Below are 15,400 nucleotides of genomic sequence, written 5' to 3' on the forward strand. Positions count from 1 at the left end.
CAGTTAAATAATAACCGATTTTCCGCTATAATAAGCGCAATTTTCAAGGCAACATTATCTTGTTGCCTTTTATTTTTAGATGTAGGAAAGGTCATGTTAAATAAAATTTTTGCATGGTTTGAGCGACGCTTAAACCCTTATCCGGAGCAATCTCCGCAAACGCCGGGCAACGGTCTGATACGTTTTATCTGGTCGAGCTTGGACGGTATGAAAGGCTGGATCTTGCTGCTCTCGCTGATGGTGGTTGGTACCGGGGTGATGGAAGCGGTGTTGTTTCAGTTTATGGGCGTATTAATTGACTGGATGGGGCAATATACGCCGGCGCAATTATGGGCGGAAAAAGGGCATTTGTTGCTTGCCATGGGCGCGGTGCTGGTTATCAGCGTGGTCTGGTTGTTTGTTTCTTCGTTGATTCGGTTGCAGACCTTGCAGGGTAATTTCCCGATGCGTTTGCGCTGGAATTTTCACCGTTTGATGTTGGGACAAAGTCTGAGTTTTTATCAGGACGAATTTGCCGGGCGGGTATCGGCCAAAGTGATGCAAACTGCGCTGGCGGTGCGCGATACGGTATTGACGATTGCCGACATGTTTGTGTATGTGGCGGTGTATTTTATTACCTCGGGCGCAGTGCTGGTGGCGTTAGACGGCTGGTTGTTGTTGCCTTTTGTGATTTGGATTGTGCTGTTTGTCGTTATTTTACGGCTACTGATTCCGAAACTGGCGAAAACCGCCGAACGTCAGGCGGATGCCCGTTCGCTAATGACCGGACGGATTACCGATGCCTATGCCAATATTGCCACGGTAAAATTATTTTCCCATGGTGCGCGCGAAGCCGCTTATGCTAAGCGTTCCATGAAAGAGTTTATGCTAACCGTACATGCCCAGATGCGTTTAGCCACTTCGCTGGACACGCTGACCTATGCCGCGAATGTGGCGCTGACTTTGAGTACGGCGGTGCTCGGTATTGTATTGTGGCGGCAAGGTGCAGTCGGCGTCGGGGCGATTGCTACCGCCGTTGCGATGGCATTGCGGGTAAACGGCTTGTCACGCTGGATTATGTGGGAATCAGCGCGTTTGTTTGAGAATATCGGTACGGTCAACGACGGTATGAATACGTTGACCAAACCGCACACTATTGTGGATAAACAGGATGCTTATCCGCTGAATGTCACGCGCGGTGAAATTCGTTTCGACGATGTGAGTTTTTCTTATGATGCGGCAAAACCGTTATTGACGCATTTTAATTTAACGATCAAACCGGGTGAGAAAGTCGGTTTAATCGGTCGTTCCGGTGCAGGAAAATCCACAATCGTGAATTTATTGCTGCGTTTTTATGAATGTGCGGAAGGGCAAATCACCATTGACGGACAGGACGTTTGTGCGGTTTCACAGGAAAGCCTGCGCCGCCAGATCGGCTTAGTCACGCAGGATACTTCGCTGCTGCACCGCTCGGTGCGTGATAATATTGTTTACGGTCGTCCGCAGGCGACGGAAGAGGAAATGCTCAACGCCGCACAACGGGCGGAGGCGGCGGATTTCATTCCGTTTTTAAGCGATGCCAAAGGACGGCGCGGATATGACGCCCATGTGGGGGAACGTGGTGTGAAATTATCCGGCGGTCAGCGCCAGCGTATTGCGATAGCCCGTGTGATGCTGAAAGACGCACCGATTCTGTTACTGGATGAAGCCACCAGCGCGCTAGATTCGGAGGTGGAAGCGGCGATTCAGGAAAGTCTGGATAAAATGATGGAGAATAAAACCGTAATTGCGATTGCACACCGCTTATCTACCATTGCGGCGATGGATCGCTTGATTGTGCTGGATAAAGGGCAAATCGTCGAACAGGGCAGCCATGCGCAACTACTGGCGCAAAACGGGCTATATGCGAAACTATGGCAGCATCAAAGCGGCGGTTTTTTAAGCGAGCATACGGATTAACCGGTTTTTAACGTATAAAAAAGCAGTTATCCTCGTCGGTTAACTGCTTTTTTGTTGATGCCGAAAATTAACGCAAACCCAGCTCGAAAATCAGTGATTCCGCCTGACAGCTGAAAGTGAAATCCGCTTTCAGTAACACGCCGTCATCCGTTTTAGTAATAGTTGATTGAATCTGGCAAGGATCCGTTTCGGCATTTCTGGCTTTGCGGGTAAATTCCGCTAGCGCGTTTTGCGCTTCTTGTTCGCTAGCGTAGTGTCTTTCGACATGCGCGGTACAGTCGCTGTTGTCGATAACTGTGCCCACATCAAAGGTGTTACAGCCTACGCATTCAACGGGTTGTTCTTTTTTCATATATACTCCTCCGGTTGGAAAACATCATCATGTGCGGAAAACAGCCGTTTTTTTGACCGCACTTTGGGCAATCCCGCCCGCCGATTAAACGGGTCGGGCGCCGATGCAGTTAATTATACCTCATAGGTGGTGGAAGCGGTATTGCCGCCGCGACCTGTCCAGTTGGTATGGAAGAATTCGCCGCGCGGTTTGTCTGTCCGTTCGTAAGTATGGGCGCCGAAGTAATCCCGCTGTGCCTGCAATAAATTTGCTGGCAGACGCGCGGAAGTGTAGCCATCTAAGAAGGTGATCGCAGAGGCCATACAAGGCATCGGAATCCCCGCTTCCACCGATTTTGCCACCACTTTGCGCCAGTCCGGCAACGCGTTTTCCAGAATATTTTTGAAATACGGATCAGAACCTAAAAAGACCAGATCCGGGGCGGTTTGATAGGCATCGCGGATATTGCCCAAGAAACGGCTGCGGATAATACAGCCTTCGCGCCATAATAAGGCGGTTGCACCGTAGTTAATGTTCCAGTTGAAATGCTCGGAGGCTTCACGAATCAGCATAAAGCCCTGCGCATAAGAGATGATTTTTGATGCCAGTAAGGCTTTGCGTACCGCTTCGATCCAGACTTGTTTATCGCCCTCAATCGGCGCAACGGTTTTATTAAACAGTTTCGCCGCATCGGTGCGCTGTTCTTTAAAGGCGGACACGCAGCGCGCAAAGACCGCTTCGGTAATCAGCGTAAGCGGAATGCCGAAATCCAGCGCGTTGATACCGGTCCATTTACCCGTGCCTTTTTGACCTGCGGTATCTAGAATTTTTTCTACCAGCGGCTGACCGTCGCTATCTTGGTAACCGAGAATATCGGTAGTAATATCAATCAGATAACTGTCGAGCTCGGTATTTTTCCAATCAGCGAAGATGCGCTGCATTTCCGCATAGCTTAAGCCTAATCCCTCTTTAAGGAACTGATAGGCTTCGCAGATAAGTTGCATGTCGCCGTATTCAATACCGTTGTGCACCATTTTGACGAAATGGCCGGCGCCTTCTTTACCGACCCAGTCACAACAAGGTTCGCCTTGGTCGGTTTTGGCGGCGATGGCCTGCAAAATTGGTTTAACATAAGGCCAAGCTTCTTCGTTTCCGCCCGGCATAATAGAAGGACCGTGGCGTGCGCCTTCTTCACCGCCGGAGACACCGGTGCCGACAAAGCGGATGCCTTTTTCTGCCAGTGTTTTGACGCGGCGGTTTGAGTCCGGATAATTGGAATTGCCACCGTCGATAATAATATCGCCCGCGTCAAGATGCGGCAACAATGCGTCGATAAACTGATCAACCACTTCGCCGGCACGCACCATTAACATAATTTTACGTGGTTTTTCTAACTTCGCCGCCAAATCTTCTAACGAATAGGCACCGATCACATTAGTGCCTTTCGCCGCGCCTTGTAAAAATTCGTCCACTTTTGAGGTGGTGCGGTTGAACGCCACCACTTTAAAGCCATGGTCGTTCATATTTAAAATGAGGTTCTGCCCCATTACGGCGAGTCCGATAACGCCGATGTCGCCTTTTACTGACATATTTTTCTCCTGTTGGTTTGAATTCTTTACAATGTTTTCAACATCATACCATATCAATGTTGTGTTCATAGTCCGAGCAAACAGATTGATTATTCAATCTCTTTCACCATTTGCCCTGGCTGATTATAAAGTTGATATTTCATCATTTCACCGTCTTTGTACAAAATGCAGGTTCTAAGCTGACCTTGTTCGGTGTAATCTGCCGACCAACCATCTGTTTTTTGGCATAAAGCGCCGAAAATATGGCGTTTTCTTTGCCGGAGACTGATTGCTCGACGGTGGCTATTTATCCGATTAGCGTGTTAGCGAATAGTTCAATTGTACCTTTTTCGCTTTCGCCGCCTGTTCTAACGCCGCTTTATCGCTTTCGCTGTCACCGAGCATATATAACCCCACATTGCTTCCGATTTTCGGTGCTTGTTCCAGGGCATACAGCACGGTGGCTTTATTCAGCATTTGACTGTTTCCAATTACACCGATGTTGACATTATCCATCCCCAGAACCTGTATGATATTTGAGGCCGACGGAGAACCAGACGTTTTAATCATTGCAACAACCATCGTATTTGAAACTGCATTACTCGCTGCCGGAATATCGACGATAAAAGCCTGCTTGTCGTGCGGCATTTTTCCTTGAATATCTTTTAATGATACACCGGATGAACAGGCCGCAAGGCTTAATAAACAAAATAAAGTCAATAATTTTTTCATATGTAATTCCTTTCATGTTAAATAATAATTGGCTGAATTAACCGCACTTTCTCAAGATATTTGCTTAATTTTGCGATATGTTTTCTAGGCAATCAATATGCCATATATCTTGCTTATTCTTTGCAACTATCGGGTATTTTCTAAAATAAAATCCACCGCCATTTGGCTGTGTAATGCGGCAGTATCAAAAAATGGCAGCGGCGAATCCGTTTGCTCAATCAATAATCCGATTTCCGTGCAACCTAAAATCACGCCTTTGATGCCAAGTGCGGTCAATTTTTCAATCGTTTCTAAATAGAAAGTTTTGGATTGCGATAAGATTTTCCCTACACAAAGCTCATCAAAAATAATTCGATGAATTTCTTGTTGTGTTTGCGCATCCGGCACAATCGGCGTAATCCCACGTTCGATTAGACCATCCAGATAAAAATTGTCGCTCATGGTAAACGCTGTGCCTAATAATGCCACTTTGCTTAACCCTTGCGCCTTAATTTGATTTATTGTCTTGGTACAAGGTGTTACCGCTACAACCTGATTTACGATTATTAAATAACATCAGCGTTGTAGAAAACATTGCAATGCCTGTTCGGTAAAGGCATAAGGTAAATATTTCCAATGCCTCTCTTGAACTGTTTCGCCATCTTCTCCGTTTAAGGTCACAAATGTTGACCTTAAAAAAGCCTAAAATGAACCAATTTTCATTATTTAGATTTTTGAGATCACAATTTGCGATCTCAACATTTACAATAACTTCGCCGCCTCTTTATCCAAATACCACTCCGTGACGCCGTTTTTCGCGTGAATGCGAGCGGCGGGATAAGGCAGTTTTTCGGGGGGGACGTCTTGAATTTCTTTCAAGATTTCCGCTTTCGCCGCGCCCGTCACCAAATAGGTAATACGTTTTGCTTGCGCAATCAGTTTTGCCGTTTTTGAGATACGCAGCTGTCCGCTGTCGGGATGTTTTGCGATTACCGCTAAATTCGGGTCGTCAAAATTGGTTTGGTGCGGGAACAAGGACGCCGTATGCCCGTCTGCGCCCATGCCTAGGATAATCCAGTCAAACGCCAGATTGGGAACTGTTGCGCATAGTTCCTGCTCGAAACGTTTAAGTTCTTCCTGCGCTGGTTGTTCGCCGCGGATACGGTGAATATTCTGCGGCGGAATGGCGATGTGAGCGAATAATAATTTCTGTACTTCGCCGTAATTGCTTTCCGGATCCTGTGGCGGCACCATGCGCTCATCGCCCCACCAAAAATGCAGATTTTTCCACCGCACTGTGGTGGCGAAAGGTTCGCTCGCCAGCGTTTTAAACAGCAACTTCGGCGTACTGCCGCCGGATAAGGAAATATGCACCGGGCGCTCCTGTTCACTGTAGGCGCTTAGCTCGTCGGCGATTTTTGCTACCGCCGCTTGTGCGCTGTCAAAAATAATAGATTGCATGATTGTTCCTCGCATGATGTATGAATATGCCGGATAACAAAGGTGCGCGGCAGCGCCCTACCGGCAAATAATTTAAATTTTTTTCTTCATTAACCCGCTCGGTTTGCGCCATACCCGTCCGGTTTTGGCGATCATTTTGTCTGCTTCAACCGGTCCCCAGCTGCCGGATTCGTATTCGTAAACCCGTCCGCGTTCGGCTTTGTAATCCAGAATCGGCTGGACAAATTTCCAGCAGGCATGTACCGCATCGGTACGCGCAAATAAGGTCGCGTCTCCTTTCATGGCATCCAGCAGCAGGCGTTCGTAGGCGCTCAGCAGGCTTAGGGTGGCGAGATCCGCATAACGAAAATCCATGGATACCTCTTTGGCTTCAAAACCGGCGCCCGGTTTTTTCAGCCCGAAGCGCATGGAAATCCCCTCGTCTGGCTGAATGCGGATAATCAGTTTATTTTCCGGCGCTTTCTGACTGAATACCGGGTGCGGGGTGGTTTTAAAGTGAATCACCACTTCGGTGACGCGCACCGGCAGCCGTTTTCCGGTGCGCACATAAAACGGCACGCCTGCCCAACGCCAGTTATCGATTTCACAGCGCAGCGCCATATAGGTTTCGGTGTCGGAATCCGCTGGCACGCCTTTTTCTTCGGTATAGCCTTTGAGTTTTTTGCCGTCGATTGAGGCACTGGTATATTGACCGAGTACCAGATTGTTTTTCACGTCCTCGGCGCTTAACGGGTGTAGGCAGTGCAAAACTTTCGCCACTTCGTCACGCATGGAATCGGCGTTAATGATCGCCGGCGGTTCCATGGCGACCATTGCCAGCACTTGCAGCAAATGGTTCTGGAACATATCGCGCACCGCGCCGGAACCGTCGTAATAGCCGCCGCGTTCTTCCACTCCGATTTGTTCTGCGCCGGTGATCTCGACATAATCAATAAAATTGCGATTCCACAACGGTTCAAACAAACCGTTTGAAAAACGCAGCACCAGCAAATTCTGCACGGTTTCTTTACCCAGATAGTGATCGATACGGTAAATTTGATGTTCTTCAAAGAAGCGGTGAATTTGCACGTCTAAGGCTTTGGCAGTTTTAATATCATAACCGAACGGCTTTTCTACGATAATCCGTTTCCAGCCGAATTCTTCGGTGTTTAAGCCGTGTGCCGCCAGACATTCCGGGATCACGCCGTATAAGCTCGGCGGCGTTGACATATAATATAATGTGTTTCCGCAGCTTTGGTATTTATCGTGCAATTCGTCCAGGCGCGGTGTCAGCTTGGCATAGTCCGACGCTTCGGCGGTATTAATGGCTTGATAATACAGATGGCTACAGAATTTTTCCAGCGTATCGCGGTCGGTTTTCTCTGTTTCCAGCAGTGCCTTATGCATTTTTTGCCGGAATTCTTCGTCGCTCAGTTCTGTTCGCGCAACGCCCAGCACGGAAAAATGTTCGGTTAAACGTCCTATTTTGTATAAATTATACAGAGCCGGAATCAGTTTGCGGTGGGTTAAATCCCCGGAGGCGCCGAAAATGACAATACAATTATTTTCTGCATTAACGTTCATATTGTTCCTAAATGTGATGTGTCAAAAGAGCTGTAATAATATGCTCAAACCGGGTAAATTACCAATAGTTCTGATTAATCGAATTGAAAGATAGCCCGCCAGTCGAGACCGCTGTCCGCGCCCATTACGAAGTCGGGGTTGACCAGCGTTTCCCGTTGATTGTAAGTCAGCGGTTGGAAGCGGGTATCGACGATAAATCCGCCGGTTTCGTTCAGCAGCACTTCCGCCGCTGCGGTATCCCATTCGCCGGTTTGTCCCAAACGCACATAACAATCCGCGCAGCCTTCTGCCACTAATGCGCCTTTCAGCCCGCAGGAACCGTGGATCAGAAATTCGTATTGATAATTCGGGGTTAAAATCGACCGCACTTTTTCCTGCGCATCGCGAGAACCAACAGCGATTTTTAACGGTTTTGCCGGATTCAGCGCGCGCGGGGCGAGCCGCGTTAGACCGTCCGGGGTTTGCTTGTATGCACCGACGTTGCGCATGGCGTAATAGGTGTGTGCCGATAGCGGTACATGAATAATGCCCATTATTGGGCGATTGTGTTCAATCAGGGCAATCAACAAACAAAATTGACCGCTGCGGTTAATGAAATGCTGTGTGCCGTCGAGCGGATCAATCAGCCAATAACGTTGCCAGTCTTTACGCTGTGCCAGCGAGATATGAGCGCTTTCTTCCGACAGCACCGGAATGGCGGGCGTAAGTGCGGTCAGTTTTTCGATTAAAAATCGGCTGACGAACAGATCCGCAGCAGTGACCGGTGTATTGTCGGTTTTGGTATGTACGGTCAGGTTACGCTGATAAAAATCGCTTAAGTGATCGCCCGCCTGACGGGCAATGTGCAGGGCGGATTGCAATAATTGCGGAGTTGGTAACGCCATAGTCAGCCTCAATATTCGCTTAGTGGCGATAGTATAACAAAAGAAATGAAAAAGGGTGCAAATCATTCGCACCCTTTAATTCATATCAGTTTTTCGCTCTTAATATACGCAGAGCGAAAATGCCTACCCCGGTGACAAATACCAGTAAGCCTAAGATTTGGGCGGTAGCGTCCCAGTTTTCCAGCTGTAATGCCAACGGTGCATCGGAGCCACCGGAGGTGACGGAAGCGGCGATGATAAAGGCGAGGATCACGCCGATCAGGCTTTCTCCGACGATAAGACCGGCGGCGAACAAGGTGCCATAGCGTTCGGCTTTTTTCTTCACTTCAGCGACATTTTTGTCTTTTTGACGTGCGTAGCTTTCCAGATGACGGTTGATTAACCACGACAATAATGCGCCGATAATAATCGGTGCGTTGATTGATGGCGGTAAATAAATCCCCATTCCGACCGCCAGTGCCGGCAAGGCAAAACGATTGGCGCTGGATTTTCTTAATCCTACATCGATACAAATTAAGATCAGACCTAACACAATGCCCATAAAGATATAAGTCCATTCCAGATTATCGGAGAAAATACCTTTGGCGATCGTGGTCATTAAAGTTGCCTGTGGCGCGGAAAGCGCTTGCGACGGATCCATTTCCGCCCGTGGCATTGCACCGCTGAAACCGTAAGCGTGATACAAAATTTCCAACACCGGCGCGATAACCAGCGCACCGACCACACAGCCGATAATCAGTGCGACCTGCTGACGCCATGGAGTCGCTTCCACTAATAAGCCGGTTTTTAAATCCTGTAGGTTGTCGTTTGAAATCGCCGCGGTAGTCACCACAATGGAACCGGAGAAAATCGTTAGTGCGGTTAAAAATTGCTGACCTTCCGCGCTATCCAGCAAGCCGGAGGTTTTGCCGATCAGCATTAATGTTAAGGAAATTAACACTACGGAAATAATGCCGATGCCTGAAATCGGACTGGAAGACGAGCCGACCAAACCAGCCATATAACCGCATGCCGCTGCAACGAAAAAGCCGATAAAAACGGCAAGAGCGGTACACACCGCGATCAGTAAAACCGCCAGTTCGGCGGAAACCGGCGCCGCTTCGATAAAGTGCGAAAGTGCTAATGCAATCAAGGCAATCGCTACAATAGCGACATAAATCATGGTTTTCGGTGAAAGATCTTGCTGAGTCCGGTCATTTTGGCGCAAGGTAGGATCTTTTAAGGCGCGGAAAGATTGCGCCATTCCTTGAATCATCGGTTTCATTAATACCAATAATGTCCAAATTGCGGCAATACCGATGGTGCCGACGCCGATAAAGCGCACTTTGCTTTTCCACACATCCATGGCATAACCGATCATATCTGCATCGGCAGGCATGATGGAAGAGGCGGTGAAGTAAGGTACGGCAACGCCCCAAGTTAGGACAATTCCCAGTAAAATGGCGATACCGCCGACGATACCGACCAGATAGCCGGCGCCCAGCAACGCCAGCGAGAAGCCCATCGGCACCTGAAATACCGCATTGCCGCCCTTAAACCAGAGACTGGCACCGTCGGCTAGCAGACGTAACCCGTTGGTTAGAAAACCGATTACCGCCGCAATCACCCCGCCGGCGGCGATTTCTTTAATTCCGCTCTCGCTGTTGTTATCCTGCTCCTCATGGTTGCCCGCCTTCAGAATTTCTGCCGCGGCGACGCCTTCCGGATAAGGCAGGTCACTTTTCACCACCATCACATGACGTAGCGGAATGGTGAATATCACCCCCAGCGTTCCGCCGGCGATACAGATTAACAGGGTTTGCCAGAACGGAAAATCCTGCCAGTAGCCCATCATCAGCAAACCGGGCAGGACGAATATCACCGAAGACAATGTGCCCGCCGAGGAGGCTTGGGTCTGTACCATGTTATTTTCCAGAATGTTAGAGCCGGAAAACATTTTTAATACCGCCATGGAAATGACCGCAGCAGGAATGGAGGAGGCAAAGGTCAAGCCTACTTTCAGCCCCAGATAAACGTTCGACGCGGTAAATACCACGGTGATTAATGCGCCCAACAGCATGCCGCGAAACGTCAGTTCCTGCAAGCTGGGCGCGAGATGAGTAGATTTCTGCATAATATGCCTCTGTCTTTTTTGTAATTATTAAAATCGGTGAGAAATTCTACCCCAAGTTGGGGAGAATGAATAAGAGTAATTTATTTTTAATGAAAAAAAACGCATTATTTTTTATGGTTTCTAAAAAATAATGCGAATTAATAAAAAATAACTAATATTCAGCGGCGGATTTGAGATAATCCCGTAAGCTGTAAAGTGCAGTCAGGTTGCGTGCTTCGCTGAAATCGGGCTGTTGCAGCAGTTCATCAATATTCGCTAACGGATAACGTACCAGTTGCAGCGGTTCCGGCTCGTCGCCTTCCAGTTTGCAGGGATAAAAATCCCGCGCCACGAAAATATGCATCGGATTGTTCATGAAACTCGGCGAACTGTTGACGGTACGCAGATGAGTCAAGGAATTTGCACCTAAACCGATTTCCTCTTTCAGTTCGCGATTAGCGCTTTGTTGCGGGGTTTCGCCGGGATCCATTAAACCTTTCGGAAAGCCGAGTTCATAGCGTTCAGTTCCCACCGCGTATTCCCGAATCATTAATAGCTCCTGTCCGTCTACCGGTAAGATTAACACGGCAGCACGGCTACTCGGTTTGAAACGTTCGTAAACCCGGTATGCACCGTTGGAAAATTTCAGTTCTACCGCCTGAATTTCAAAAATACGCGATTTTGCCGCCACCGATACGGAGAGAATTTCCGGCTTTTTTAATTCCTGCATAAGCACCTCTTTTACAAACTGACCGAATAACGATACCATAAAGCCCATGTGGAGAGAACAGCGGGAGAGCGAATGGCGAAAATAAACTGGTCGCAGGTGCAAACCGTCATTTTAGATTTGGACGGCACCTTAATCGATCTCTATTTTGATCATTATTTCTGGGCGTATTCGGTGCCGCAGGCTTATGCGACGAAGTTCGGCTTATCGGCGGAACAAAGCCGCACCCTGCTGAAACGCCATTATGATGCGATCGAACACCATCTGGACTGGTACAGCATTGATTTCTGGGCGCAAAAGCTGGATTTACCGCTGCGGGAGTTATTGCACGCACAAGGCGCGATGACCAAAGTGCGGTCGGATGTTTACCCGTTTTTGCAAGCCTTGCGCCGAATGAACAAACAACTGATTTTGTTGACCGACAGCCACCCTTTTAGCCTACAGGTCAAACTGAATCATTGCGATTTGGCGGCGCATTTTGACCTGTGTTTATCCAGCCACCACTTTCATGCGCCGAAAGTTCAGCAACGGCTATGGACGAATTTACAGCAAACGCATTATTTCGATCCGCATAAAACGTTGTTTATCGATGACACCGAAAAGGTGCTCGACAGCGCCCGGCGTTTTGGCATTGTTTACACCGTCGGGGTGGAAAATCCGGACAGCAGCGTGGCGGATAAAACCTTTGAACGGCATTTCTCGGTAAAAGATTACCGCACTTTATTGGATTAAATTATGGCGAAACATGCAGCAGATTTAACGGAAAAAGACGATGATGTGCGTCTGGACAAATGGCTGTGGGCGGCGCGTTTTTATAAAACCCGTTCTCTCGCCAAGGCGATGATTGACGGCGGTAAGGTGCATTACAACAACCAACGCACCAAGCCGAACAAGTCGGTAGAAGTCGGCGCACGGATTAAACTGCGTCAGGGCAATGAGGAAAAAGAGGTAATTGTGACCGCACTTTCCGCGCAACGGCGCGCTGCGGTACAGGCTCAGCTACTTTACCGCGAAACGGAAGAAAGTGTTGAAAAGCGGGAAAAAACCGCGCTTGCGCGCAAAAATAATGCCTTATCAATGCCACATCCCGACCGACGTCCGAATAAAAAAGAGCGGCGCGATTTGCTTAAGTTCAAACATCAGGCATAGGGTTGTGATTTTGCAATTCGCTACCATATTGCTGTCTGTATAAATGCCGTGAAAAGCGGATAACAGCAAATTTACATTTAATTTAGGATACACAATGAATTACCAAACCGACAACGACAAACTTTACCGCTATCTGTTCAAACAGCGCGCCGTACGTGGCGAGTGGGTTCGCCTCAATCAAACCTTCAGCGATACGCTTAATACTCACCATTATCCAAAAGCGGTGCGGAATTTGTTGGGCGAAATGATGGCGGCAACCAATTTATTAACCGCCACCTTAAAGTTCAAAGGCGACATTACCGTGCAGATTCAGGGTGACGGCGCGCTTAAACTGGCGCTGGTTAATGGCACGGACAGTCAGCAAATCCGCGCGTTGGCGCGCTTGCAGGGCGATATTGAGGATAATATGAGTTTAACTCAAATGGTCGGCAAAGGCGTGCTGGTGATCACCGTTGCGCCGCAGGAAGGCGAGCGTTATCAAGGCATTATTCCGCTGGATAAACCGACATTGAGCGAATGTCTGGAGGATTATTTTATTCGTTCTGAGCAGTTGCAAACTCAGTTAATTATCCGCAGCGGCGAATTTGAAGGCAAACCGGTGGCGGCGGGCATGCTGTTGCAAATCGTGCCGGACGGCACAGGTTCAGCGCAGGATTTTGAACACCTCGCCACCTTAACTGCCACAGTCAAAGATGAAGAGCTTTTTGCCCTGAGCGCGGAAGAACTGCTGTATCGGTTGTATCATGAGGAAACCGTAGAAATTTATCCGCCGCAATCGGTCGAATTTCATTGTGGCTGCTCGCAGCAGCGTTCTGGTGCGGCGTTGCGCTTAATTTCTGATGAAGAAATCGATGAGATTCTGGCTGAACACAATGGCAGCATTGATATGCAGTGCGAATGCTGCGGTACCCATTATTTCTTTAACAAACAAGCGATTGAGCAGCTCAAAGCACAGGCTGATTAAACGGTATCAAAACGCGGGCGAGCTCCCGCGTTGTTGAGCGCTCGCCGGCAACATTGCTTTGCAGTTTTGGTTGAATGCGGTGTAATTGGTGGCGATAGTTTGATTCATATCATTAATCTCAACTATTCTTAGAAAAATTCCAATTATTTTTCAATTTTGAGATCAATCTAACATTTTTTTCCCCTCGCTTTACATATAATGCTGAACAGTTTTTGTCTCAACTTTAAATATTAACTTTCAATCGAGGTGTATTATGACAGATGTAAACAAAGTAATCAGCGAACTTGGCGAACTAGGTATCTACGATGTGAAAAATGTTGTTTATAACCCGAGTTATGAACAATTATTTGAAGAGGAAACCAAACCGGGTTTACAAGGCTTTGAAAAAGGTACGGTGACCAAATCCGGTGCAGTCGCGGTGGATACGGGGATTTTTACCGGTCGTTCCCCTAAAGACAAATACATCGTGTTGGATGAAAAAACCAAAGATACCGTATGGTGGACCAGCGAAGCGGCGAAAAACGATAATAAACCGATGAATCAGTCCACATGGCAGAGCTTAAAAGAGCTGGTTACCAAACAACTGTCCGGCAAACGCTTATTTGTGGTTGACGCGTTCTGCGGCGCCAATCCGGACACCCGTCTAGCGGTGCGAATTGTAACCGAAGTGGCATGGCAGGCGCATTTCGTCACTAATATGTTTATTCGTCCTTCCGCCGCAGAATTGCAAGGCTTCAAACCGGATTTCGTAGTAATGAACGGTTCAAAAGTCACCAATCCGAACTGGAAAGAACAAGGGCTGAATTCTGAAAACTTCGTGGCATTCAATATTTCTGAAGGCGTGCAGTTAATCGGCGGTACTTGGTACGGCGGCGAAATGAAAAAAGGTATGTTCTCAATGATGAACTACTTCCTACCGTTACGCGGCGTGGCGGCAATGCACTGTTCTGCCAACGTAGGTTCAGCGGGCGATGTGGCTATCTTCTTCGGTTTATCTGGCACCGGTAAAACCACGCTTTCCACTGATCCTAAACGTCAGCTGATCGGGGATGACGAACACGGTTGGGATGATGACGGCGTATTCAATTTCGAAGGCGGCTGCTACGCGAAAACCATTAAACTGTCGGAAGAAAACGAACCGGATATCTACCGCGCAATCCGTCGCGATGCGCTGTTGGAAAACGTGGTAGTGCTGGCGGACGGTACGGTTGATTTTGACGACAGTTCAAAAACTGAAAATACCCGTGTTTCTTATCCGATTTATCATATTGATAATATCGTTAAACCGGTATCCAAAGCTGGTCATGCGAAAAAAGTGATTTTCCTCAGTGCCGATGCGTTCGGTGTGTTGCCGCCAGTGTCTAAATTAACGCCGGAACAAACTAAATATTATTTCTTATCTGGTTTTACCGCGAAATTAGCCGGTACCGAACGCGGCATTACCGAACCGACTCCAACATTCTCCGCCTGTTTCGGTGCGGCATTCCTGACATTACATCCGACACAATATGCAGAAGTGTTGGTTAAACGTATGGAAGCTGCCGGTGCGGAAGCCTATTTGGTCAATACCGGTTGGAACGGCACCGGTAAACGTATCTCAATCAAAGATACGCGCGGTATTATTGATGCGATTTTGGACGGTTCCATTGATAAAGCGGAAATGGGTTCGTTGCCAATCTTTAACTTCGCCATTCCGAAAGCCTTGCCGGGCGTCGATTCTTCAATTTTGGATCCGCGTGATACCTATGCCGATAAAGCCCAATGGCAGGAAAAAGCACAGGATTTGGCAAGCCGTTTCGTGAAAAACTTTGAAAAATATGCAACCAATGACGAAGGTAAAGCATTAATTGAAGCAGGTCCGAAAGCGTAAGCGTTAAAAAACCTGCTATAATTCCACCGCACTTTGGACATCGCGCTAAAGTGCGGTTTATTTTTTCGTTATTTTGGCTGACTTGTGCTATTTTACCGGGTGCTGAATTGCCCGCCCGAACCGCTTGCTGCTGCAAGCCACC

The 15,400-nt window shown here is 48.0% G+C and carries 13 protein-coding genes and 1 pseudogene; 5 read left to right on the forward strand and 9 right to left on the reverse strand.

Going from position 1 to position 15,400, the window contains the following annotated elements; all coding sequences use genetic code 11:
* Positions 1-93: 93 nt before the first annotated feature.
* A complete protein-coding gene (locus tag BN3349_RS07860; protein ID WP_040976780.1) occupies positions 94-1,938 on the forward strand; it encodes an ABC transporter ATP-binding protein in 1,845 nt (614 codons plus the stop codon).
* A 67-nt stretch (positions 1,939-2,005) separates the two neighbouring features.
* On the opposite strand, the gene BN3349_RS07865 is transcribed toward BN3349_RS07860, so the two are convergent.
* The 9 genes and pseudogenes from BN3349_RS07865 to nudE form a co-directional block, all read right to left on the reverse strand.
* Positions 2,006-2,290: a YfcZ/YiiS family protein gene (locus BN3349_RS07865; protein ID WP_040976781.1), complete on the reverse strand. Its 285-nt coding sequence runs from the start codon at positions 2,288-2,290 to the stop codon at positions 2,006-2,008.
* A gap of 113 nt (positions 2,291-2,403) precedes the next feature.
* A complete protein-coding gene (gene gnd, locus BN3349_RS07870) occupies positions 2,404-3,858 on the reverse strand; it encodes a decarboxylating NADP(+)-dependent phosphogluconate dehydrogenase (protein ID WP_040976782.1) in 1,455 nt (484 codons plus the stop codon).
* 294 nt (positions 3,859-4,152) lie between these two features.
* Complete coding sequence (locus BN3349_RS07875) at positions 4,153-4,569, reverse strand: hypothetical protein (protein WP_032107933.1); 417 nt, start codon at positions 4,567-4,569, stop codon at positions 4,153-4,155.
* A gap of 126 nt (positions 4,570-4,695) precedes the next feature.
* Positions 4,696-5,067: pseudogene (locus BN3349_RS07880) on the reverse strand (aspartate/glutamate racemase family protein); the annotation flags it as partial.
* Between the two features lie 243 nt (positions 5,068-5,310).
* On the reverse strand, positions 5,311-6,009 hold the full coding sequence (gene pgl / locus BN3349_RS07885) for a 6-phosphogluconolactonase (RefSeq protein ID WP_040976783.1): 699 nt from the start codon (positions 6,007-6,009) through the stop codon (positions 5,311-5,313).
* Between the two features lie 72 nt (positions 6,010-6,081).
* Entirely contained in the window at positions 6,082-7,572 is a 1,491-nt protein-coding gene (zwf, locus tag BN3349_RS07890; RefSeq protein WP_040976784.1) for a glucose-6-phosphate dehydrogenase, read from the reverse strand.
* 74 nt (positions 7,573-7,646) lie between these two features.
* Positions 7,647-8,456 carry a 3'(2'),5'-bisphosphate nucleotidase CysQ gene (gene cysQ / locus BN3349_RS07895; protein WP_040976785.1) on the reverse strand — a complete coding sequence of 270 codons (810 nt, stop codon included), beginning with the start codon at positions 8,454-8,456 and terminating at the stop codon, positions 7,647-7,649.
* A gap of 85 nt (positions 8,457-8,541) precedes the next feature.
* Positions 8,542-10,569 carry an OPT family oligopeptide transporter gene (locus BN3349_RS07900; protein WP_040976786.1) on the reverse strand — a complete coding sequence of 676 codons (2,028 nt, stop codon included), beginning with the start codon at positions 10,567-10,569 and terminating at the stop codon, positions 8,542-8,544.
* Between the two features lie 151 nt (positions 10,570-10,720).
* Entirely contained in the window at positions 10,721-11,278 is a 558-nt protein-coding gene (nudE, locus tag BN3349_RS07905) for an ADP compounds hydrolase NudE (protein ID WP_040976787.1), read from the reverse strand.
* Between the two features lie 72 nt (positions 11,279-11,350).
* Here nudE and yrfG point away from each other — a divergent pair, with 72 nt between their 5' ends.
* The 4 genes from yrfG (at position 11,351) to pckA (ending at position 15,258) form a co-directional block, all read left to right on the forward strand.
* Entirely contained in the window at positions 11,351-12,007 is a 657-nt protein-coding gene (yrfG, locus tag BN3349_RS07910) for a GMP/IMP nucleotidase (protein WP_040976788.1), read from the forward strand.
* 3 nt (positions 12,008-12,010) lie between these two features.
* Positions 12,011-12,424 (forward strand): ribosome-associated heat shock protein Hsp15, encoded by a 414-nt coding sequence (gene hslR, locus BN3349_RS07915; RefSeq protein WP_040976789.1) that lies wholly within the window; start codon positions 12,011-12,013, stop codon positions 12,422-12,424.
* 94 nt (positions 12,425-12,518) lie between these two features.
* On the forward strand, positions 12,519-13,388 hold the full coding sequence (gene hslO, locus BN3349_RS07920) for an Hsp33 family molecular chaperone HslO (RefSeq protein ID WP_040976790.1): 870 nt from the start codon (positions 12,519-12,521) through the stop codon (positions 13,386-13,388).
* A gap of 253 nt (positions 13,389-13,641) precedes the next feature.
* The gene (gene pckA / locus BN3349_RS07925) at positions 13,642-15,258 is read left to right on the forward strand and encodes a phosphoenolpyruvate carboxykinase (ATP) (protein WP_040976791.1); all 1,617 of its coding nucleotides are present in this window, start codon (positions 13,642-13,644) and stop codon (positions 15,256-15,258) included.
* Positions 15,259-15,400 lie beyond the last annotated feature (142 nt).

Source organism: Necropsobacter massiliensis, from assembly GCF_000827595.2.
In the GTDB taxonomy this organism is placed as follows: Bacteria; Pseudomonadota; Gammaproteobacteria; order Enterobacterales; family Pasteurellaceae; genus Necropsobacter; species Necropsobacter massiliensis.